This is a genomic window from Pseudoxanthomonas sp. UC19_8 (genome assembly GCF_042700505.1).
GTDB lineage: Bacteria > Pseudomonadota > Gammaproteobacteria > Xanthomonadales > Xanthomonadaceae > Pseudoxanthomonas_A > Pseudoxanthomonas_A winnipegensis.
Genome location: NZ_CP170559.1, coordinates 2,849,431 through 2,869,454, shown reverse-complemented (window position 1 = coordinate 2,869,454; position 20,024 = coordinate 2,849,431). Strand labels below are relative to the sequence as shown.

Genomic DNA, 20,024 nt, shown 5'->3' with positions numbered 1-20,024 from the left:
CGAGGAATCGTTCCCATGAAGCAGCCGCTCTCCCGTCGTGGTTTCCTGCGTGGTTCCGCCCTGGCCGCCGGTGCGGGCGTCGGCGCACCCCTGCTGTCCCTGTCCGGCCTGGCCCTGGCCCAGAACCAGTCGCGCAAGCGCCTGAAGGTCGACCCGGCGGCCTCGGCCGCCGCCGGCCTGGCGCCGGTCTACATCAACGCCAACGAGAACCCCTACGGCCCCAGCCCGGCGGCGCTGAAGGCCATCGACGGCATCGCCCCGCAGGGCGGTCGCTATCTGGGCGATCTGCAGACCGAGCTGGTCGGCGAGCTAGCCAGCCAGCTCGGCCTCAAGCCGGAAAACATCGTGCCCTACGCCGGCTCGACCCCGCCGCTGCAGTACACGGTGATGGCCTTCACCTCGCCGAGCGCGGCGCTGGTCACCGCCGACCCCACCTTCGAGCAGGCCTGGCGGGTGGCCGATGCGATCAAGGCGCCGGTGCACAAGCTGCCGCTGCGCAAGGACTACAGCCACGACGTGCAGGCCATGTGCGCCGCCGACGCCAGCGCCGGCATGCTCTACATCTGCAATCCCAACAATCCCACCGGCTCGCTGACCACGCGCAAGGACATCGAGTACGCCCTGGCCAACAAGCCCAAGGGCAGCATCCTGGTGCTGGACGAGGCCTACATCCATCTCTCGCCCAACGCGGTCAGCGGCGTGGACCTGGTGGCCAAGGGCGAAGACGTGGTGGTGCTGCGCACCTTCTCCAAGCTCTACGGCATGGCCGGCATCCGCCTGGGCTATGCGGCCGCCCGCCCGGACCTGTTGGCCAAGCTGACCTACTACGGCTTCAACTCGCTGCCGGTGACCGCCGCCGCGGCCGGCCTGGCCAGCCTGCGCGATCCGCAGCTGGTCCCGCAGCGGCGCAACGCCAACACCGTGTTGCGCGATGAGGTCACCACTTGGCTGACCGCGCAGGGCTATCCCTGCACGACGTCGGAAAGCAACTGCTTCATGGTCGACGTCAAGCGCCCGGCGCCGGAGTTCATGAAGGCCATGGCGACCTACGGCGTCTTCGTCGGTCGCGCCTGGGCGGTGTGGCCGACCTGGTCGCGCATCACCGTGGGCACGCCGGCGGAAATGGCGCGATTCAAGGACGCCTTCGCCAAGGTCATGGCCGGGCAGATGGGTCCGCTGGACGTCAAGACCGCGATGCTCAGCGACGAACGCCGCGACGGCAGCCTGACCCTGGTCTGATCTCTGCGTTGAAGCAAGGGCCGGCGCGCAATGCGCCGGCCCTTTGCGTTACTCCGGGCTGCTGGCCGCGCCGATCAGCCCGCGCTGCAGGGCGTTGCCCAGCGCGGCTTCGCGTGTACCGGCTTCCAGCTTGCGGTAGAGATTCTTCAGGTGGAACTTGACCGTGTTCTCCGACAGCGACAGGCGTCGGGCGATCTGCTTGTTGGACAGGCCGCTGGCCAGCTCCTGCAGGACTTCCAGCTCGCGCTCGCTGAAGAGTTGCACCGCCAGCGCATCCTCGCAGGACAGCTTGTCCAGCAGGGTCTGGATGGTCAGGGCGCGGGTGGTGCCGGCCACGGCTTCGGGATCGTGCTGCCGCGCCACGCGTAGCAGCGCCTTGACCGGCAGACCCGGTTCCAGTGCGACCTGCCAGGCACGCGTGGCGGCGATGCGGTCCAGCGCGGCCGACAGTGCCGGCAGGGCCTGCTGCAGTTCGCCGCGCTGCTGGCGCACCAAGGCCATGCGCACGCGCACGCGGTCCAGGTGGTGGGCGTCGTCGCGTTCGCGGGCATCGTTCTCCAGCGCCTGCAGCAGCGCCAGGGCGCGGCCGCTGCGGCCGGCTTCGGCATGCCAGCGCGCCAGCGCCAGGCCCAGCGCCTGCGACTGGCGCCAGGTGTGGGCATTGGCCAGCGCGTGCTGCAGGGCCATTTCGCCGCCGCTGCGGGCCAGGGCGGCATCCAGTGCGTGGTCGGCGGGCAGGTCCAGCTGCACGTCCACCCGCCAGGCGGCGGAGAGGTCGGCCAGACGCGTCAGGTGACGACGCGCCGCCAGTGCATCGAGGCGATCGAGCAGCGCGCAGGCGGTACGGCCGCTGCGGTCGCGCTGGCGCGCCAGTGCCAGTGCGGTGCCGAAACCGGCGACGTAGACATCGACCCAGCCGTCGCCCGCTTCCAGCACCTCGAGCGCGCCGTCAAGCTGGTCTGCGGCCTCGTCGTGGCGCCCGCGTTCGAGCAGCAGCTGGGCGATCAGGCAGCGGCAGGCCGCCACCAGCACCGCATCGCTGCCCTGGTGCGATTGCGCCAGCTGCATGGCGCGCGCGTATACGGCTTCGGCCTGATCCAGCGCGCCGCGGTAGAAATAGCTCTGGCCCAGGTGCGTCAGCGCATAGCCCACCGCGATCTGGGTGCGGTCCTGTTCGAAGGCCAGCGCGCCCTCGCGCGCCAGCTGCTCGGCCTGGGCGAACTGACCGCGCCCCAGCGCGGTGGTTGCGCAGATGCACAGCAGGGTGCCGCGGCCGAGGTGGTCCTCCTGATCCAGCGCCTGCGCCTGCGCGGCCAGCTGCGCCACACCGCGCGGCTGCGAGCAGATCTGATCCATCAGGTCGCGCAGCAGCGCCACGACCACGGTGTAGTCGCGCTCCAGCGGCGCGCGCACCTCGTCGGGGAAGCTGCGGAACCGCTCCAGCAGAGTCTGCGCGTGGCCGAATTCGCCCACGCGCAGGTGCAGATAGGCCTGGGTGAGATTGAGCGCCGGGGTATCGCGCACCGTGCGCGGATCGAACTGGCGCAGCAGTGCGCGTGTGGCGGCGATGCCCTGGGAGAGCAGCAGCTGCCAGGTGCCGGCGCGCGCGATGCAGTCGGCGGCCAGGGCCACATCGTGGGCGCCCAGCGCATGGCGCACCGCTTCGGCCAGCTGCCCGTGCGCGGCGCACCATAGCGCGGCGCGGCGATGCAGGGTCTGGCCCAGCGCCGGCGACCGGCGCTCCAGCTGCAGATGCAGGAACTCGGCGAACAGCGGGTGGTACCGGAACCAGGCGTGGTCGTCGTCCAGCGGCACCAGCAGGCCGTGGAAGTGGCCCAGCCGGTCCAGCAGCCGGCCGCTGTCCTGGCGCTGGCGCACCGCATCGGCCAGGGGCGCGTTGAAGCGCGCCAGGCCCGAGGTCTCCAGCAGGAAGTCCCGCAGCTCCTCGTCCAGGTCGCTGACCACCTGTTCGGCCAGATAGGCCGCCAGTCCGGCCGAGCGGCCGCTGAAACGCGCGATGTCATCCCCGCGGGTCTGGCCGCCGGCGAGCCAGGCGGCAGCCAGGCGCACGGCCACAGGCCAGCCTTCGGTCTTGCCGCGCAGACGCTTGGCATCCTCGTCGCTGGCCTGCGTGCCGAGCAGGGCGCGGGTCTCGCCGCCGTTCATGGCCAGCTGCGCGGCATCGATCCGCTGCAGGGCGCCGCGCACCGACAGCCGCGCCAGCGGCAGCGCGGGCGCGCGCCGGGTCGCCAGCAGCACATGCAGATGCGGGCCGCCGTGTTCGACCAGCAGGGTGATCAGTTCGTCGTTGCGCGGGCAGGCGGCGCGGTCGTAATCGTCCAGCACCAGCACCAGCGGGCGCTGCGTGCAGCGGATGGCGCGCAACAGCGCGGTGCGCAGCGCGGCCAGGTCCAGTTCGCGCCAGTGCAGCCCGCCCAGCGGCGTGGCGCCGGCCTCGCCAGCGGTGACGCCCAAGGCCAGGCCCAGATAGGCCAGCAGGCGGCCGGGCTCGGCATCGTCCTCGTCCAGGGACAGCCAGGCCGCATCGACGGTGCAGCGCTCGAGCAGATGCGCATGCCACTGCGCCAGCAGCGTGGTCTTGCCGAACCCCGGCGGCGCCAGCAGCAGGGTCAGCGGCACGCCGATACCGGCGTCCAGGTGCGCCAGCAGACGGTCACGGCGCACGGCGTCCAGATGCAGGCGAGGCGGCTCGAGCTTGTCCGGCAGCACCCAGTCCCCGGTGGAGCCGGGCTCACGGGCAGCGGGTGGACGGCGTCCGACCAGAGCAACGGGTTTGGCGATGGGCACGACGAGTCTCCGCAGCGGCGGCCTCGTCCAAGGCCATCCCGCGTGGTGTGGCAGCCCGGCGGTTCAGACCCGGCTGCGCGTGGGCCCCCGCCCATGCCCATCCACTGGACATCCTGTTCCAGACATTAAAGTTTCGTGAGGCGCTTGCCAAGCGCCGGGCGTCGGCTGCGCCGGTTCAGTGTGCGGAGATCGCCCTGAAGGCGCCGCGCGCCGCCTCCAGTGTGGCCTGGATGACAGAATCGTCATGCGCGCTGGAGACGAAGCCGGCCTCATAGGCCGAGGGCGCCAGGAACACGCCGCGCTCGAGCATCGCCTGGAAGAAGCGGTTGAACGCGCCGATGTCGCAGGCCGTGGCCTGGGCATAGGTGTCCACCTGGGCATCGGTGAAGAACAGGCCGAACATCGCCCCGACCTGGTTGGTGGTCACCGCCACGCCGGCCTCGTGCGCGGCCGCGCGCAGGCCTTCGCACAAGCGCGCGGTGGTGGCGCTCAGCCGCTCGTGGAAGCCGGGCGCCTGGATCAGCTCCAGCATCGCCAGGCCGGCGGCCATGGCCACCGGATTACCGGAGAGCGTGCCGGCCTGGTAGATCGGCCCGGCCGGCGCGATCTGCTGCATCAGGTCGGCGCGGCCGCCGTAGGCGCCCACCGGCATGCCGCCGCCGATGATCTTGCCGAAGGTGGTCAGGTCCGGGGTGATGCCGTACAGCGCCTGCGCGCCGCCCAGGGCGACGCGGAAGCCGGTCATCACCTCGTCGAAGATCAGCAGCGCGCCGTGGCGGGTGCACAGCGCGCGCAGGTGCTGCAGATAGCCCGGGCGCGGCGGGATGCAGTTGGCGTTGCCCACCACCGGCTCGATGATCACCGCGGCGATCTCCCCCCCGCAGGCATCGAACAGCGCGCTGGCCTCGTCGAAGTCGTTGTAGCTCAGCGTGCTGGTGAGCTCGCTCAGCGCGGCCGGCACGCCCGGCGAGGTCGGTACGCCCAGGGTCAGCATGCCGCTGCCGGCCTTGACCAGGAACGAGTCGCCGTGGCCGTGGTAGTTGCCCTCGAACTTAACGATGCGGCTGCGCCCGGTGGCGCCGCGCGCCAGGCGGATCGCCGACAGGGTGGCCTCGGTCCCGGAATTGACCATGCGCACCATCTCGCACGCCGGCACCAAGCGGGTGATCGTCTCGGCCATGGTCACCTCGGCCGGGCAGGGCGCGCCGAAGGACAGGCCGTCGGCGATCGCCCGGGCCACCGCCTCGCGCACGTGCGGATGGTTGTGGCCGACGATCATCGGACCCCACGAGCCGACGTAATCGATGTAACGGTTGCCGTCGACGTCGTACAGATACGCGCCGTCGGCGCGCTGGACGAAGAACGGCTCGCCGCCGACCGACTTGAACGCCCGCACCGGCGAGTTCACGCCCCCGGGGATCAGCTGCCGGGCGCGGGCGAAGAGGGCGTGGGAGCGGTCGTGGTTCATCGAGGCGAGTCCTGGCAGGGCGGGGGTCGTTTCATCGGAAAGCGACGAAACGCAGCGCCCTATTGTCGTGGCAGCGCCCTGCCGGGGCCAACCCGACCCGAACTACCCGGCCGGGTGGGCCCTACCCGCCGCTGATGGGGCGCCAGGTCGTGTCGGCGCATAGCATCGGCCGACACACAGTGGCCGGCATAAGGTCATGGCGAAGCATCATTCGCCATCTGCGGCATGCAGCTCCCACTGTGTAAGACGCAGCGCCACATGGGGGTGGCGCTGTGTATCGACCACAGTTCCACTCGGGGAAAACACCAACATATGAAGCGCATCCTCCGCCGCAGCGCCCTGGCGCTCGCATTGACGCTGGCTGCAGGCAGCACCTATGCCCAGTCCACCACCGGCCGCATCTTCGGTACCGTCCAGGGCGCAGAGACCGGCGACACGGTCCTGGTCCAGAGCGGCAGCGGCTTCTCGCGCGAAGTGCCGGTCGAAGGCGGCCGCTACGCGCTGGGCAGCCTGCCGCTGGGCAGCTACACCGTGACCCTCAAGCACGCCGGCCAGACGGTCGACACGCGCGAGAACGTCAGCATCCTGGTCGGCGCGGGCACCGAGGTCGGCCTGTCGGCCGGTGGCGGCGGCTCGGCCACCACGCTGGGCGCGGTCAAAGTCTCGGCGATGAGCCTGTCGCCGATCGACGTGTCCAGCGTCGACACGCGCACGGTGGTCACCGCCGAGCAGCTGCAGCAGCTGCCGCTGGGCCGCAACGCCGAGGCCATCGCCCTGCTGGCGCCGGGCGTGGTGGTCAACAGCGGCGGCTTCGACAACGGCCCGCTGGGCGGCTCGCTGCCGAGCTTCGGCGGTTCGGCCGCGTCGGAGAACGCGTACTACCTCAACGGCTTCAACACCACCTCGACCGCCAACAACCTGGGCGGCCTGACGCTGCCGTACGGCGCGATCGACCAGCAGGAAGTCATCGTCGGCGGCTACGGTGCCCAGTACGGCCGCTCCAACGGCGGCGTGATCAGCCAGATCGGCAAGAGTGGCACCAACGAATGGAAGTTCGGCGCCTCGGCGGTGTTCGAGCCCGAGGCCTTCAAGGCCAGCCAGAAGGACATCTACTGGCGTCCTGACAGCCAGAGCTCCACGGTCAACAACACCGCCTACCGCTATGCGCGTGCGGCCAATGGTCTGTACCAGCCGCTGAGCGAGACCAAGGCGACCTCGGAGACCTACAGCGCCTACGTCGGCGGCCCGATCATCCAGGACAAGCTGTTCTTCTTCCTCGCCGGCGAACGCGTCAACTCGCACGGCACCCGCATCCTCAGCAACCGCGACGCCGACAACGGCAATGTCGGCGGCCTGACCGAGTACGAGTATCAGCAGAACCGCCTGTACGGCAAGGTGAACTGGTACATCACCGACAACCACCTGCTGGAACTGACCGGCGCCAGCGACAAGTACAAGACCAACGGCGACATCTATCGCTACAACTACATCACCCGCACCAAGGGCGCGTTCTACAACAAGGAAAACACCAACGAGGCCGGTCCGCGCCTGTACCTGGCCAAGTACACGGGCTATTTCGGCGACAACGTCACCGTCAGCGCGCTGTACGGTCAGATGAACACGCCCGACGAGATCAGCTACTACAACTACGATCCGGGCAAGGGTCCGGTGATCAACAGCGTCGCGCTGCAGAACCCGGCCTACAACGGTGGCACGCCGATCGTCGGCGCGCAGAAGCAGACCTCGATCACCGCGCCGGACCGTGAGTACGAGAAGCGCAACCTGCGCCTGAGCGTGGAATGGCGCATCGGCGATCACGCGATCACCGCCGGCGTCGACAACCAGAAGCTGCAGGCCACCAACATCGGTACCTACGCCTCCGGCCCCGGCTATGCCTGGACCTACGGCCGCACCAATGATCCCTATGGCCTGCAGACCGGCGGCCTGATCAGCCAGTCCGCCAACGAGGCGGGTGGCAAGGGCGCGCCGAGCCCCGGCCTGGTCGATCCGACCTACGGTGCCTCGGGTTACTACGTGACCAAGGACACCACCACCGGCCTGAACTCATACGACGCCGACCAGAAGGCCTACTACCTGGAAGACAAGTGGCAGGTCACCGACAACGTGCTGCTGAGCCTGGGCCTGCGTAAGGACGAGTTCACCAACTACGTGCCGATCAGCCACGTGCCCTACATCAGCGTCGACGCCTGGTCGCCGCGCGTGGGCTTCAGCTGGGACGTGCACGGCGATTCCAGCCTGAAGATCTTCGGTAACGTCGGCCGCTACTACCTGGGCCTGCCGCTGTCGGCCGTGGGCCTGTTCACCGCCAACGTCTCCAAGAGCGAGTACTTCACCTACAGCGGCATCAACCCCGACGGCACGCCGATCGTGTCCAGGTCGCTGGGTCCGGCGGTGTCGGCCAACTCGCGCTTCGGTCGCGCCTCGGACCCGAGTGCCGCGGTGGTCAAGGACATCAAGGGCGAGAACCAGGACGAGGTCATCCTGGGCTTCAGCCAGGATCTGAGCATCGGCTGGACCTATGGCGTGCGCGCCATCTACCGCCGCCTCAACGACGCCATCGACGACCAGAACTTCGACACCGACAACCGCGGCCTGGTGCAGTCCGCCGCCGCCCAGGGCGTCGCGGTCGACTGGACCCGCACCGCCGGTGCCGAGCTGATCAACCCGGGCAAGACCAATGTCTGGAACGTCTACGACACCAGCGGCAACCTGCGCCAGGTGACGGTGACGCGTGAGGCGGCCGGCTTCCCCGAGCTCAAGCGCGACTATGGTGCGCTGGAGTTCAACCTGGAGCGTCCGTTCGACGGCAAGTGGTACACCAAGATGAACTACGTCTGGTCCCACAGCTATGGCACCACCGAGGGTCAGCTGCGTTCGGATCTGTTCCGTTCCGGCGGCGCCCTGGGCAGCTACCAAGGCCAGGCGGCGGTCTCCACGACGCAGAGCTGGGACCACGCGGCGCTGATGGAGCACGTCAACGGCGATCAGTCCAACGATCACCGTCACCAGATCAAGATGTACGGCTATTACCAGCTGACCGAAGAATGGGGTGTCTCGGGTAACCTGAGCATGATCTCCGGCGCGCCGAAGCACTGCCTGGGCAACTACTACGGCACGGCCTATACCGGCACCGACCCGGCCGGTTACGGCGGCAGCTCGGTCACCGGTGGTCCCTACCACTACTGCTACAACCCCGCGACCGGCAAGGGCGAGCCTTCGCCTCCCGGCTCGCATGGGCGCCTGCCGTGGGTCAACCAGTTCGACCTGGGCCTGACCTGGAAGCCGGTGTTCGCCGACGGCAAGCTGGCCGTGAGCCTGAACGTGTTCAACCTGCTCAACGCGCAGAAGGCGATCACGGTCTATCCGTTCTCGCAGCTGCCCGATGGTTCGGTCAACCCGCTGTACGGCCAGAACGTGGTCTACCAGACTCCGCGCTACGCCCGTCTGACCGCCAGCTACGATTGGTAAGCCGCTGTCGCGTCCGCCCCGGCCTTCGGGGCGGACGCATGGGGACATCGAGTGGATCACGGCGCCGCGGCACGTCCGCGGCGTCGTCTTGTTCGAAAGCACAATGAGGAGTGGGTCATGGGTGTCATGAAGAAGAAGTTGCTGGTCGCCGCGCTGCTGGCGTGCACGGGCCTGTCCGGCCAGGCGCCGGCCAAGGATGTGGTGGTGTCGGAGAAGGCGCGCGCGCTGCAGGCCAGCGCGATCAATCTGGATACGCATCTGGACACGCCGGCGCTGTTCGGCCAGCCGGGCTGGAAGATCACCGACCGGCATTCCTTCCAGGGCGACGGCAGCCAGATCGACTATCCGCGCATGGTCGAAGGCGGCCTGGACGGCGGCTTCTGGGTGGTCTACACCGGCCAGGGTCCGCTGGATGAGATGAGCAAGCGCAAGGCGCGCGATTTCGGCCTCAAGCGACTGGGCGAGATCCGCGAGATGGTCGCGGCCAACCCCGACAAGTTCGCGCTGGCCACCGTGGCCGGCGATGCGGCGCGGATCAAGGCCGAGGGCAAGAAGTCGGTCTACATCAGCATGGAGAACGCCTATCCGCTCTCGCACGATCCCACGCTGCTGAGCTACTACTACAAGGCCGGCCTGCGCATGCTCTCGCTGGTGCACGGCAGCCACAACGACTTCGCCGACTCGGCCGGCACCGCGCCCGGCGCGGTGACCGCGCGCGAGGGCCTGACCGACAAGGGCCGGCAGATGATCGTCGAGGCCAACAAGCTCGGCATCATCCTGGACCACTCGCACGCCTCGCCGGAGGTGTTCGACCAGATGATCGCCCTGTCCAAGGCGCCGATCATCCTGTCCCACAGCGGCGCGTGGGACGTCTACCCGCATCCGCGCAACCTGGACGACAAGCGCCTGAAGGTGCTGGCCGCGCATGGCGGCGTGATCCAGGTGAATTCGCTGGGCGGCTACCTCATCGACACCGGCGCCACGCCGGAGTACCGCGCCGAGCTGGGCAAGATCTACCAGTCCTTCGGCGGTCGGCGCGGGCTCGATGCCGACGCGCGCAAGCAGGCGATGGCGCAGATCGCCGCGCTGGACGCCAAGTACAACATCAAGAAGGCCAACTTCGACGATTACATGCGCCACCTGCTGCACATCATCGAGGTGGCCGGCTGGCAGCACGTCGGCCTGGGCGCGGACTGGGATGGCGGCGGTGGCGTGGCCGGCTACGAGGACATCACCGCCCTGCCCAAGGTGGTGCAGGCGCTGCTGGACGCCGGCTACAAGAACGATCAGGTCCGCGCCATCCTCGGCGGCAACACCGTACGCCTGATCGAGACGGTGCAGTCGCTGGCCGACCCGGCCGCGGTCAAGGCCGCGCTCGATTAAACGAGCGGGCCGCGGCGTCCGCGTTAGTCCTGGTCGAAAAAGGCCCGCAGCGCGCGGGCCGTGGCCACCGGATCGGGCGCGTCGAACACACCGCCGATCGCCGCCACCAGGTCGGCGCCGGCGGCGATGATCGGCCCGGCGTTGGCGGGCGTCAGCCCGCCGATCGCCACGCGCGGCACGCGCAGGCCTGCGGTGGCGTCGAACACCGCGGTGGTCGCCCGATGCGGGCCCGGCTTGCTGCGGCTGGCGAAGAAGGCGCCGAAGCTGACGTAGCTGGCGCCTTCCTCCACGGCCTCGTAGGCCAGCGCCGGCTGGTCGTAGCACGAGGCGCCGAGCAGCGCGTCGGGGCCGAGGGCGGCGCGCAGCTCGGCCAGCGGCGTGGTGGTGTCTTCGCGATGCAGGCCGGCCGCGCCGAGCTCGAGCGCCAGCGCGGCATCGTCGTTGATGATCAGCGGCACGCCTGCGGCCCGGCACAGCGTCAGCAGGGCGGTGGCCTGGCGCGCGCGCTGGGCATCGCCCACCGACTTGTTGCGGTACTGCAGCCAGGTGACCGCGCCGCTGTCCAGCAGCGGTCGCACGCGCGCCAGCAGCTGCGCGTCATCGTCGAGATCGGGCGTGAGCAGGTACAGGCCACGGGGCAGGGAAGCAGGCATGGCGACTCCGGTGTGCAGGGGGGCTGTGTGACAATGGGGCACCCCTAGGACCTGCGATTATCCGATGCCCGAGCCCGATGCCACCACCTACCGCAACTGGATGTGCGTGGTCTGTGGATTCATCTACCGCGAAGCCGACGGCCTGCCCGAGGAAGGCATCGCGCCGGGCACGCGCTGGGAGGACGTGCCGGACACCTGGACCTGCCCCGACTGCGGGGTGACGAAGGACGACTTCGAAATGGTCGAGCTGGACTGAGCCTCCGGCGCCCGCGTCGTCGCCCCTGACACGAGAATCCCCATGACCGAACTCCTCGACGCCGTCGAACTGCAGACCGGCCCCCAGCCGGCCTGGAGCGTGCTGTGGCTGCATGGCCTGGGCGCCGATGGCAACGATTTCGCGCCGATCGTGCCCGAGCTGGTGCGTCCGGGCTGGCCGGCGCTGCGCTTCGTGTTCCCGCATGCGCCGGTGCGGCCGGTCACGATCAACAACGGCCTGCGCATGCGCGCCTGGTACGACATCGCCGGCATGGATTTCGCCACGCGGGCCGATGCCGCCGGCGTGGAACAGTCCATCGGCCAGGTCGAGGCGCTGCTGGCGCGCGAGGGCGAACGTGGCATCGCGCCGTCCAACGTGCTGCTGGCCGGGTTCTCGCAGGGCGGGGCGATCACCCTGGCCGCCGGCGTGCGCCGCCGCGTGCCGCTGGCGGGCCTGATCGCGCTGTCCACCTATCTGCCCGGCGCGGACCAGCTGGCCGATTTCGCCAGCGAGGCCGCCAAGGCCCAGCCGATCTTCATGGGCCATGGCACCTCCGACCCGGTGGTGCTGCCGGCCTTCGGCCAGCGCAGCGCGCAGGCGCTGAAGGCCGCCGGCTTCCAGGTGGACTGGCACGACTATCCGATGGCGCATTCGGTCAGTGCCGAGGAAGTGCGCGACCTCGGCGACTGGATGTCGCGGCGCTTCGCCTGACGCATGACCACCACGCCCGCCGCGCAGGGGTGGTTGCCCGAACTGTGCACGCTGCCGCGGCTGACGATCATCCTGGCCTGGCCGAGCTGGTGGTCGTGGTGCTGGCGCTGGCGCCGGATCGCACGGGCAAGTGGAGCGTGGAGCACTTCGCCTCGATCAGCGCCTTCGCGCTGTGGCAGGCGATCGCGGCGACCGCCCTGCTGTGCCTGCTGCGCCCGCAGCTGAGCCGCCTGCCGCCGCGCCTGGGCGCCGTGGCGGCGCTGGCGCTGGCCGGCGCGGTGGGACTGCTGTCGGCCAGCGCGTTGTTCGTGCTGTATTCCACCATCGGCCTGCCCGAGGGCGCGCCGGCGGTGGGCTTCTGGCGCTTCAGCCTGAGCAGCGCGGCGATGGTGATGCTGATCGGCGCGCTGGCGCTGCGCTACTTCTATGTCAGCGATCGCTGGGCCGCGCAGGTGCAGGCCAGCGCGCGTGCCGAGGCCGATGCGCTGCAGGCGCGGATCCGCCCGCACTTCCTCTTCAACAGCATGAATCTCATCGCCGGCCTGCTGCACAGCGCGCCGCAGGTGGCCGAGCGCGCGGTGCTGGATCTGTCCGACCTGTTCCGCGCGGCCTTGGGCGCGGGCGAGGACAACTCCACCCTGGCCCAGGAAGTGGAGCTGGCCGAGCAGTATCTGTCGATCGAATCGCTGCGCCTCGGCGAGCGCCTGACGGTGCGCTGGGAGCGTACCGAGCCGCTGCCCTGGGACCTGGTGCTGCCGCGCCTGGTGCTGCAGCCGATGGTGGAGAACGCGGTGCTGCACGGCATCTCGCGCCTGCCGCAGGGCGGCACCATCGACATCGCCCTGGCGGTAGAGCACAAGACGCTGCGCATCGTCGTGCGCAATCCGGCGCCCGAGCCGGGCAGCGTGCCGGTACCGGCGGTGGGACGCGGCGCTGGCCACGCCCAGCGCAATATCGCCCACCGGCTGGCGTATCGCTTCGGCGCAGGGGCGCGGGTGACGGGCTTCTGGGCGCAAGGCTACTATGCCTGCGAACTCGCCCTTCCCCTGGCCTGAGGTGCGCATGCCCCTGACGGTGGTGATCGCAGACGACGAACCGCTGGCCCGCGAGCGCCTGCGCACGCTGTTGGCCGAGCAGCCCGGCACCGAAGTGGTGGCCGAGGTCGGCGATGGGCTGGCCGCGCTGCAGGCGGTGGCCGAACTGCGCCCCGATCTGGTGCTGCTGGATATCTCCATGCCCGGGGTCGATGGGCTGGAAGCGGCGCGTCATCTGGCGGCGTTCGATCCGCGGCCGGCGGTGGTGTTCTGCACCGCCTACGATGCGCATGCGCTGTCGGCGTTCGAGGCCGCGGCGATCGACTACCTGATGAAGCCGGTGCGCGCCGAGCGCCTGGCCTCGGCGCTGGAACGCGCGCGCACCTTCGCCGCCGGCCGCAGCACCGCGCCGGCGCCCAGCGCGGCGCAGCGCCAGGCGCGCACGCACCTGTGCGCGCGCCTGCGCGGCAGCCTGCGGCTGATCCCGCTGGACGACATCCACTACCTGCAGGCCGAGGAGAAGTACGTGGTGGTGCACCACGCGCGCGGCGAGGACCTGATCGAGGAATCGCTCAAGTCGCTGGAGGAGGAATTCGCCAGCCGCTTCGTGCGCATCCACCGCAACTGCCTGGTCGCTCGCCACGAGCTGATGGAACTGCGCCGGGTCGACGACGGCAAGGTGCAGGCCGTGTTGCGTCATGCGCCCGCGCCGCTGGAAGTCAGCCGCCGCTGCGTGCCCGCCCTGCGCGAGACGGTCAAGACACTCTAGGGGCTGGGATCGGCGGGGCAGGGAAAAGTAATCTGCTTGTGCTCGTCATTCCTGGGGTCGCGGAAATGACGGTACGAAAGTCAACCTAAGCTCCCCAATCCCCAATCCCCAATCCCCAATCCCCACTTGCGGCGATAATGCCCGCATGAGATCGCTGCGCATCGCCACCCGCAAGAGCGCGCTCGCCCTATGGCAGAGCGAGTATGTCGCCCACCAGCTGCGCTTGGCCCATCCGGGCCTGGAGGTCGAGCTGGTGCCGATGAGCACGCGCGGCGACGAGGTGCTGGACCGCTCGCTGGCGGCGATCGGCGGCAAAGGCCTGTTCCTCAAGGAACTGGAGCTGGCCATGCTCGATGGCCGCGCCGACTGCGCGGTGCATTCGCTCAAGGACGTGCCGATGGAGCTGGAGGGCCCGTTCGTGCTGCCGGCCATCCTGGAGCGCGCCGATCCGGCCGATGCCTTCGTCTCCAATGCCTATCGGCGGCTGGATGCGCTGCCGCATGGCGCGCGCGTGGGCACCTCCTCGCTGCGGCGCCAGGCGCAGCTGCGCGCGCTGCGGCCGGATCTGCAGCTGGTCGACCTGCGCGGCAACGTCAACACCCGTCTGGCCCGGCTCGACGCGGGCAGCTACGACGCCATCATCCTGGCCTGCGCCGGCTTGCAGCGGCTGGGCTTCGACGCGCGCATCGCCACGCGCCTTGCCGCACCGCAGTGGCTGCCGGCACCGGCGCAGGGCGCCATCGCGGTGGAATGCCGCAGCGATGCGCCGCAGGTGCTGGCGCTGTTCGCCGCCCTGGACCACCTGCCCACGCGCCGCTGCGTCGAAGCCGAGCGCGCCATGAACCGCGCCCTGCACGGCAGCTGCCACGTGCCGGTCGGCGCGTTCGCCGAGGAAACCGCCAGCGGCATGCGCCTGCGCGGCCTGGTGGGCTCGGCGCAGGCCGGCACGCTGGTGCACGCGGAGGCTTCCTCGCCCGATCTGACGCCCGAGAACCTGGGCCATCAGGTCGCCCAGGCGCTGCTGGCCAATGGCGCCGATGCGCTGCTGGCCGAGCTGGAAGTCTGAGGCACCAGATCGCTTGCCGGCAGGTCGAACCCTGCGCTGCGTCGACGCCCGGCAGCACCATTGTTCGAGAACGACGGGCTGCGTCGTCCCTTCAGCACGCCCAACAGCCATCGTCGTTCCCGCGAAGGCGGGAACCCAAGGACGTTGCCGGACCTGCATGGAAGTCCATGGATCCCCGCGTTCGCGGGGATGGCGAGCTTTGAGTTGGCAGTGCTAGGTCGCGAGCAAACCTCTAAGCGTCGTTCCCGCGAGCGCGGCAACCCAGCGACTTTGCTGCTAGGGCTGAAGGCGCTGGATGGTCAGACATGCGTCTGCCAAGAAGCACCTCCCGCGTTCGCGGGAATGACGGGAGGGGTGTCCCGCGTCTTCGATGCACTCGGGCTTCAACGTAAAAAGCCCCCGCCGTGTCGCCACGGCGAGGGCTTTGATCGCGCAGGCGCGCGGCTTACTTGAAGTTGTAGACGATGTTGACCGTGGTCAGGTTGTCGGTCTTCTTGGTGTCCGGATCGACCTCGGTGTTGTGGCGCGTCTCCAGCCCGGCCTTGAGCGCCAGGCGTTCGGACATGGCCACCTGCAGGCCGAACAGGTTCTTGATGAAGGTGTTGTCGCTGCCCGATTCGACCAGCAGGGTGTCCACCAGCGAGGTGGTCGAGGTCAGCTTGTAGCCGTAGTCGATCATGCCGCGGCCGATGGTCTCGTTGTGGTGCACCTGCACGCCCTGGTCCTTGGACCAGCGGTAACCCGGACCGATCTCGAAGGTCAGGTGCTGGGTGTCGTTCTTGATCGCCTCGTAGCCGTAACCGACGGCGGTGGTCCACTGGTACTCGTAGCTGGTGTAGTGGTCGCGCTCGTTGCGCACCGAGCCCCAGATGTAGCTGCGCTCGCTCAGGCGGCGGCCGCTGGTGCCGAACAGTTCGTAGCGGCGCGCGGTCTCCTCGCCGTCGTCCTTGGCGTACTGGCCGGCCACGCCGAAGGCGTGCTTCCAGGTGTCGTCGCTGTAGGCGAGGTTGGCCTTGCCGACGAAGGTCTCGTTGTCGGTGTTGCCCTTCGAGATGGCCAGGCCCAGTTCGCCGTTGCCGGTCCAGCCGGTGTTGTTGTCGATCTTGGCCAGGCTGGGCGTGTCGACCAGATTGCCGGCCAGGGCGGGCAGCGGCGCTGCCACGGCGAGCAACAGGGCGCAGGGAAGGCGTCGGAACATGAGGAATCTCCGTGTGGGTGGGGGGCGCGGGGATAGCAAAAAGGCCGGTGATCCCCGGCCTTCGGCGCGAAAGTGTCTTTTCGCAACGTTGAATGTCAACGTAATGCGCCCGCTTGCCGTCCTCGTCTCCAGACGCTAGGCGAGCCCGATCTGGCGGCGCCCTCAGGGCGTGGACACGGGCGTTTCGATGACGATGGCCGGGTCGTTGAAGCGGCTGTAGCGCACCGTCATGGTGTAGGGCTGCTGTTGGGACAGGCCGCTGTGGCGCAGCTGCAGCGGCAGGCCGTCCGGCCCGATCCAGTAGGTGAACTGCACCGGCGCCTGCGCCGGGCCGTTGGTCACTTCGTACTGCCGCGCCTGCACGCCGTCGATCCGGCTGACGCCGGCCTCGCGCACGCGTAGCTGGCCGCGGCTCTCGTGTACGCGCATGGGGTCGCGCCACTGCGCCACCATGCCTTCGGGCAGCTGCAGCTTCTCGGTGCGGCCCTGCGACTGCAGGTAGAGCACGTTGCCGACGATCACCTGGGTGCCGATGGGCATCTGCAGGCGGTAGCGGTCGGGGGCGACGAAATCCAGCGTGTCGCGGGTTTCGCGCGCGCCCTGCAGGTGCATCTCGGCGTGGAAGCTGCGCGCGTCCTGGAAGGCCTGCATCGACGCGGTGACCCGTTCGAGCGGCGTGCCGGCCGCCGTGGCGGGCGGGGGGCTGGCCGGTGGCGAGGAGGGGCTGCAGGCGGCCAGCAGCAGGCAGGCCAGGGCGGGGACGGCGGGGCGGTGCATGGGGCGAACGGACTCCGGCGGCGGGCAGGGCGGGAACCCGTCCCGCGGGCGCAAGACTGCGCGCGGGCGGCTGAAGCGCACCTGCGTCTTCTTGATGCCATGCTCGGCCATAATCGGGCGCATGGACAAGATCGAACGCATCACCGCGCTGCATCGCATCCTCAAGGGCGCGCGCTACCCGGTCACCGTCAAGCGCCTGCAGGACGAGCTGGGGTGCTCGCGCGCCACCGTCTACCGCGACCTGGCCTACCTGCGCGATGCGCTGATGGCGCCGGTGGAGGGCGACGGCGAGGCCGGCTTCCGCTATGCGGCCGGGCAGAGCGACCGCTTCGAGCTGCCGGGCCTGTGGCTCAGCTCGGACGAACTCTACGCGCTGGTCGCCTCGCAGCAGCTGCTGCTGCGCACCGGCGGCGGGGTGCTGGCCGGCGCGCTGGCGCCGCTGCAGAAGCGCCTGGAGGGCCTGCTGGCCGACCATGCCGGCGCCCAGCGCTGGCCGGTCGAACGTGTGAGGGTGATCCCGCATCGCGGCCGGCGCCTGGACGAGGCGGCGTTCCGCTGCGTGGCCAGCACCGTGCTGGAGCGGCGCCAGCTGAGCTTCGAATACCGCGCCCGCTCCACCGACGAGCGCACCCGCCGCGTGGTCTCGCCCCAGCGCATCACCCACTACCGCGACAACTGGTACCTGGACGCCTGGGACCACGGCCGCGAGGCGCTGCGCAGTTTCGCGGTGGACCGTATCAGCAATGCCCGCGCACTGGACGAGGCCGCGGTGGAGATGGGCAAGGACGAGCTGAGCCAGCACCTGGCCTCCAGCTACGGCATCTTCTCCGGCGAGCCCAAGGGCTGGGCGACGATCGTGTTCAGCCCCAAGGCGGCGCGCTGGGTCGCCGACGAGCAGTGGCATGCGCGCCAGGAGGGCCGCTTCCTGCCCGACGGCCGCTACGAGTTGAAGGTGCCCTACAGCGCCTCGCGCGAGCTGCTGATGGACGTGCTGCACTACGGCTCGGACGCGGAGATCGTCGCCCCGCCGGTGCTGCGCGAGCAGGCCAAGGCCCTGCTCGAACTGGCCCTGTCCAACTACGAGCGCGTGCCGGACAAGCACTGAGCGGTTGTGGGAACAGCTGTCCCCTCCAATCCAGTCGCGGACTCCCTGTAGAGCGGAGCTTGCTCCGCTGGGGCCTTCCCCGCCAACCGAACGAAGAGCAGCTGAGCTTGGTCCGCCGCGTTTCGGCCGAATCGGCGGAAAGCCTGAGCGGAGCAAGCTCCGCTCTACAGGTGGGGGCCGCCTTTGTGGCCTTCGGGCAACGGCGGCGAGGGCTTTACCAGGAAAGCCTCGTCGCCGCCATGGCGGCTCCCACGGGCGCTCGTCCGGTACCATGGTGGCGTTCCCGCATGATCGGTGCGGTGGCCGCGCGGTTGGCGGCTGCCGGGTCCGAGTGCGCACCTTCCCCTCTGACGATCCCGCACCGCCCGTGTCCACCACCGAGCCCGCACCGCTGCGCTTCATCCATGTCGTGGCCGCCGCCATCACCGATGCGCGCGGCCGCCTGCTGCTGGCCCGACGCGGCGACGGCCGCGATCTGGCCGGGCTGTGGGAGTTCCCCGGCGGCAAGCGCGAGCCGGGCGAATCCACCGAGGAGACGCTGGTGCGTGAGCTGCAGGAGGAGCTGGGCATCACCGTGCAGGTCGGCGCGCCGATCATGCGCGTGCCGCACCTGTATCCGGACAAGCGCCTGCTGCTGGACGTGCGCCGGGTGACCACCTGGAAGGGCGTGCCGCGCGGCATGGAGGGCCAGGCGCTGGCCTGGGTGGCGCAGGACAAGCTGCAGCGCTATCCGATGCCGGCGGCCGACAAGCCCGTGGTGGCGGTGCTGCAGCAGCCCGACCGGTACCTGATCACGCCCGAACCGGATGCGGACTCCGCGGCCTGGCTGGCGGGCCTGGAGGCCGCGCTGGCCGGCGGCGCGCGCCGCGTGCGGCTGCGCGCGCGCAGCCTGGAGGGCGACGCGGGCTGGCCGCCGCTGGCCGCCGCCGCGGTGGCGCTGTGCCGCGATGCCGGCGCCGAGGTGCTGCTGGAGGGCGCCGCCAAGCTGGCGCGCGATCTGGGCGTGGGCCTGCACCTGCGCACCGAGCAGCTGATGCGCATCGAGGCGCGCCCGGTCGCGGCCGGTGTGGGCCTGGCCGCCTCGTGCCGGTCGGCCGAGCACCTGCGCCGCGCCGAGGCGCTGGGCTGCGACTTCGTCACCCTGGGCCCGGTGCGCGGCACCGACACCCAGCCCGCGCTGGGCTGGGACGCCTTCGCCGCCCTGCGCGAGATCGTGTCGCTGCCGATCTACGCCACCGGTGGGCTGGGGGTGGACGACATGGCCCAGGCGCACCAGCACGGCGCACAGGGCATCGCCGCGCTCCGCGGGCTGTGGCCTTCGGGCTGAGGTCCTTGTGCGGCGCTCAGGCGCCGGCGAGCAGGCGATAACGCGCGTCCAGCTCGGCCACGGCCTGGTCGATCTCTTCCAGGCTGCCATCGTTGCGCACGATGTCGTCGGCGATGGCCAGGCGCTGGGCGTCGCTGGCCTGGGCCTTGGATCATGCGCTGGGCCAGCGCCTGGTCGATGCCATCGCGCGCCAGCAGCCGCGCCATGCGCACCTCCAGCGGCGCGGTGACCACGCAGATGCGCTGCAGCCACGGGTAGCGCTCGCGTCCGCCGCCTTCGGCCAGCAGCGGGATCATCGCCACCGCATACGGGCTGGCGGCGGCGCGGCACTGCGCCTCCAGCGCCGCGCGCACGGCCGGATGGACGATGGCCTCCAGCGCCCGGCGCGCGTTTTCGTCCTCGAACACGCGCCGGCGCATCGCCGCGCGGTCCAGCCCGGCCTGCGCATCGAGCACCTCCGCGCTGAAGTGCGCCACGATGGCGGCCAGCGCCGGGGTGCCGGGCGCGACCACCTCGCGCGCGATCCGGTCGGCGTCGGCCACGACGATGCCGCGCGCCAGGAAGGCGCGCTCCAGCGCGCTCTTGCCCGAGGCGATGCCGCCGGTGAGGCCGATGCAGGTCTGGCTCATGACCGCATTATCCACGCGTCCCTGCCACGGTAGAGCGGAGCTTGCTCCGCTGCGCTTCGCTCGGTTCGTGGGAAAGTCCCCAGCCGAGCTTGCTCCGCTGCGCTTCGTTCGG

The 20,024-nt window shown here is 70.1% G+C and carries 15 protein-coding genes and 1 pseudogene; 10 read left to right on the top strand and 6 right to left on the bottom strand.

Annotated features, from left to right (window positions below; all coding sequences use genetic code 11):
* The first annotated feature begins 15 nt into the window (after positions 1-15).
* On the top strand, positions 16-1,239 hold the full coding sequence (locus ACFJIT_RS12660) for a pyridoxal phosphate-dependent aminotransferase (protein WP_131660157.1): 1,224 nt from the start codon (positions 16-18) through the stop codon (positions 1,237-1,239).
* A gap of 48 nt (positions 1,240-1,287) precedes the next feature.
* On the opposite strand, the gene ACFJIT_RS12655 is transcribed toward ACFJIT_RS12660, so the two are convergent.
* Both ACFJIT_RS12655 and hemL read right to left on the bottom strand, forming a co-directional pair.
* Entirely contained in the window at positions 1,288-4,041 is a 2,754-nt protein-coding gene (locus ACFJIT_RS12655) for a LuxR C-terminal-related transcriptional regulator (protein ID WP_379655775.1), read from the bottom strand.
* Between the two features lie 181 nt (positions 4,042-4,222).
* Positions 4,223-5,515: a glutamate-1-semialdehyde 2,1-aminomutase gene (gene hemL / locus ACFJIT_RS12650; RefSeq protein ID WP_379653808.1), complete on the bottom strand. Its 1,293-nt coding sequence runs from the start codon at positions 5,513-5,515 to the stop codon at positions 4,223-4,225.
* Between the two features lie 312 nt (positions 5,516-5,827).
* Between hemL and ACFJIT_RS12645 the strand changes: the two genes are divergently transcribed.
* Positions 5,828-9,004, top strand: a complete 3,177-nt coding sequence (locus tag ACFJIT_RS12645; protein ID WP_306993406.1) for a TonB-dependent receptor — start codon at positions 5,828-5,830, stop codon at positions 9,002-9,004.
* A gap of 117 nt (positions 9,005-9,121) precedes the next feature.
* Positions 9,122-10,387: a dipeptidase gene (locus ACFJIT_RS12640; protein WP_379653807.1), complete on the top strand. Its 1,266-nt coding sequence runs from the start codon at positions 9,122-9,124 to the stop codon at positions 10,385-10,387.
* A gap of 23 nt (positions 10,388-10,410) precedes the next feature.
* Here ACFJIT_RS12640 and thiE read toward each other — a convergent pair whose 3' ends face one another.
* On the bottom strand, positions 10,411-11,040 hold the full coding sequence (gene thiE, locus ACFJIT_RS12635) for a thiamine phosphate synthase (protein WP_379653806.1): 630 nt from the start codon (positions 11,038-11,040) through the stop codon (positions 10,411-10,413).
* Positions 11,041-11,104: 64 nt separating this feature from the next.
* On the opposite strand from thiE, the gene ACFJIT_RS12630 reads away from it, so the two are divergent.
* The 5 genes from ACFJIT_RS12630 to hemC all read left to right on the top strand — a co-directional run bounded on the left by ACFJIT_RS12630 (position 11,105) and on the right by hemC (position 14,876).
* Entirely contained in the window at positions 11,105-11,296 is a 192-nt protein-coding gene (locus tag ACFJIT_RS12630) for a rubredoxin (protein WP_130515663.1), read from the top strand.
* Between the two features lie 42 nt (positions 11,297-11,338).
* A complete protein-coding gene (locus ACFJIT_RS12625) occupies positions 11,339-12,007 on the top strand; it encodes an alpha/beta hydrolase (protein WP_286576700.1) in 669 nt (222 codons plus the stop codon).
* A gap of 44 nt (positions 12,008-12,051) precedes the next feature.
* The gene (locus ACFJIT_RS12620; RefSeq protein ID WP_379653805.1) at positions 12,052-13,062 is read left to right on the top strand and encodes a sensor histidine kinase; all 1,011 of its coding nucleotides are present in this window, start codon (positions 12,052-12,054) and stop codon (positions 13,060-13,062) included.
* Between the two features lie 7 nt (positions 13,063-13,069).
* On the top strand, positions 13,070-13,810 hold the full coding sequence (locus ACFJIT_RS12615) for a LytTR family DNA-binding domain-containing protein (RefSeq protein WP_205953480.1): 741 nt from the start codon (positions 13,070-13,072) through the stop codon (positions 13,808-13,810).
* Positions 13,811-13,955: 145 nt separating this feature from the next.
* Positions 13,956-14,876 (top strand): hydroxymethylbilane synthase, encoded by a 921-nt coding sequence (gene hemC, locus ACFJIT_RS12610; protein WP_379653804.1) that lies wholly within the window; start codon positions 13,956-13,958, stop codon positions 14,874-14,876.
* A 445-nt stretch (positions 14,877-15,321) separates the two neighbouring features.
* Here hemC and ACFJIT_RS12605 read toward each other — a convergent pair whose 3' ends face one another.
* Together ACFJIT_RS12605 and ACFJIT_RS12600 are read right to left on the bottom strand one after the other, a co-directional pair.
* Positions 15,322-16,074, bottom strand: coding sequence for a YdiY family protein (locus ACFJIT_RS12605; protein ID WP_130515669.1), 753 nt, complete (start codon positions 16,072-16,074; stop codon positions 15,322-15,324).
* 162 nt (positions 16,075-16,236) lie between these two features.
* The gene (locus ACFJIT_RS12600) at positions 16,237-16,851 is read right to left on the bottom strand and encodes a hypothetical protein (RefSeq protein ID WP_379653803.1); all 615 of its coding nucleotides are present in this window, start codon (positions 16,849-16,851) and stop codon (positions 16,237-16,239) included.
* A 121-nt stretch (positions 16,852-16,972) separates the two neighbouring features.
* On the opposite strand from ACFJIT_RS12600, the gene ACFJIT_RS12595 reads away from it, so the two are divergent.
* The gene (locus ACFJIT_RS12595) at positions 16,973-17,956 is read left to right on the top strand and encodes a YafY family protein (protein WP_130523262.1); all 984 of its coding nucleotides are present in this window, start codon (positions 16,973-16,975) and stop codon (positions 17,954-17,956) included.
* A gap of 367 nt (positions 17,957-18,323) precedes the next feature.
* Positions 18,324-19,283 carry a Nudix family hydrolase gene (locus ACFJIT_RS12590; protein WP_379653802.1) on the top strand — a complete coding sequence of 320 codons (960 nt, stop codon included), beginning with the start codon at positions 18,324-18,326 and terminating at the stop codon, positions 19,281-19,283.
* A gap of 16 nt (positions 19,284-19,299) precedes the next feature.
* Here the strand turns inward: ACFJIT_RS12590 and coaE are convergent.
* Positions 19,300-19,912 (bottom strand): annotated as a pseudogene (coaE, locus tag ACFJIT_RS12585) (dephospho-CoA kinase).
* Between the last annotated feature and the right edge of the window lie 112 nt (positions 19,913-20,024).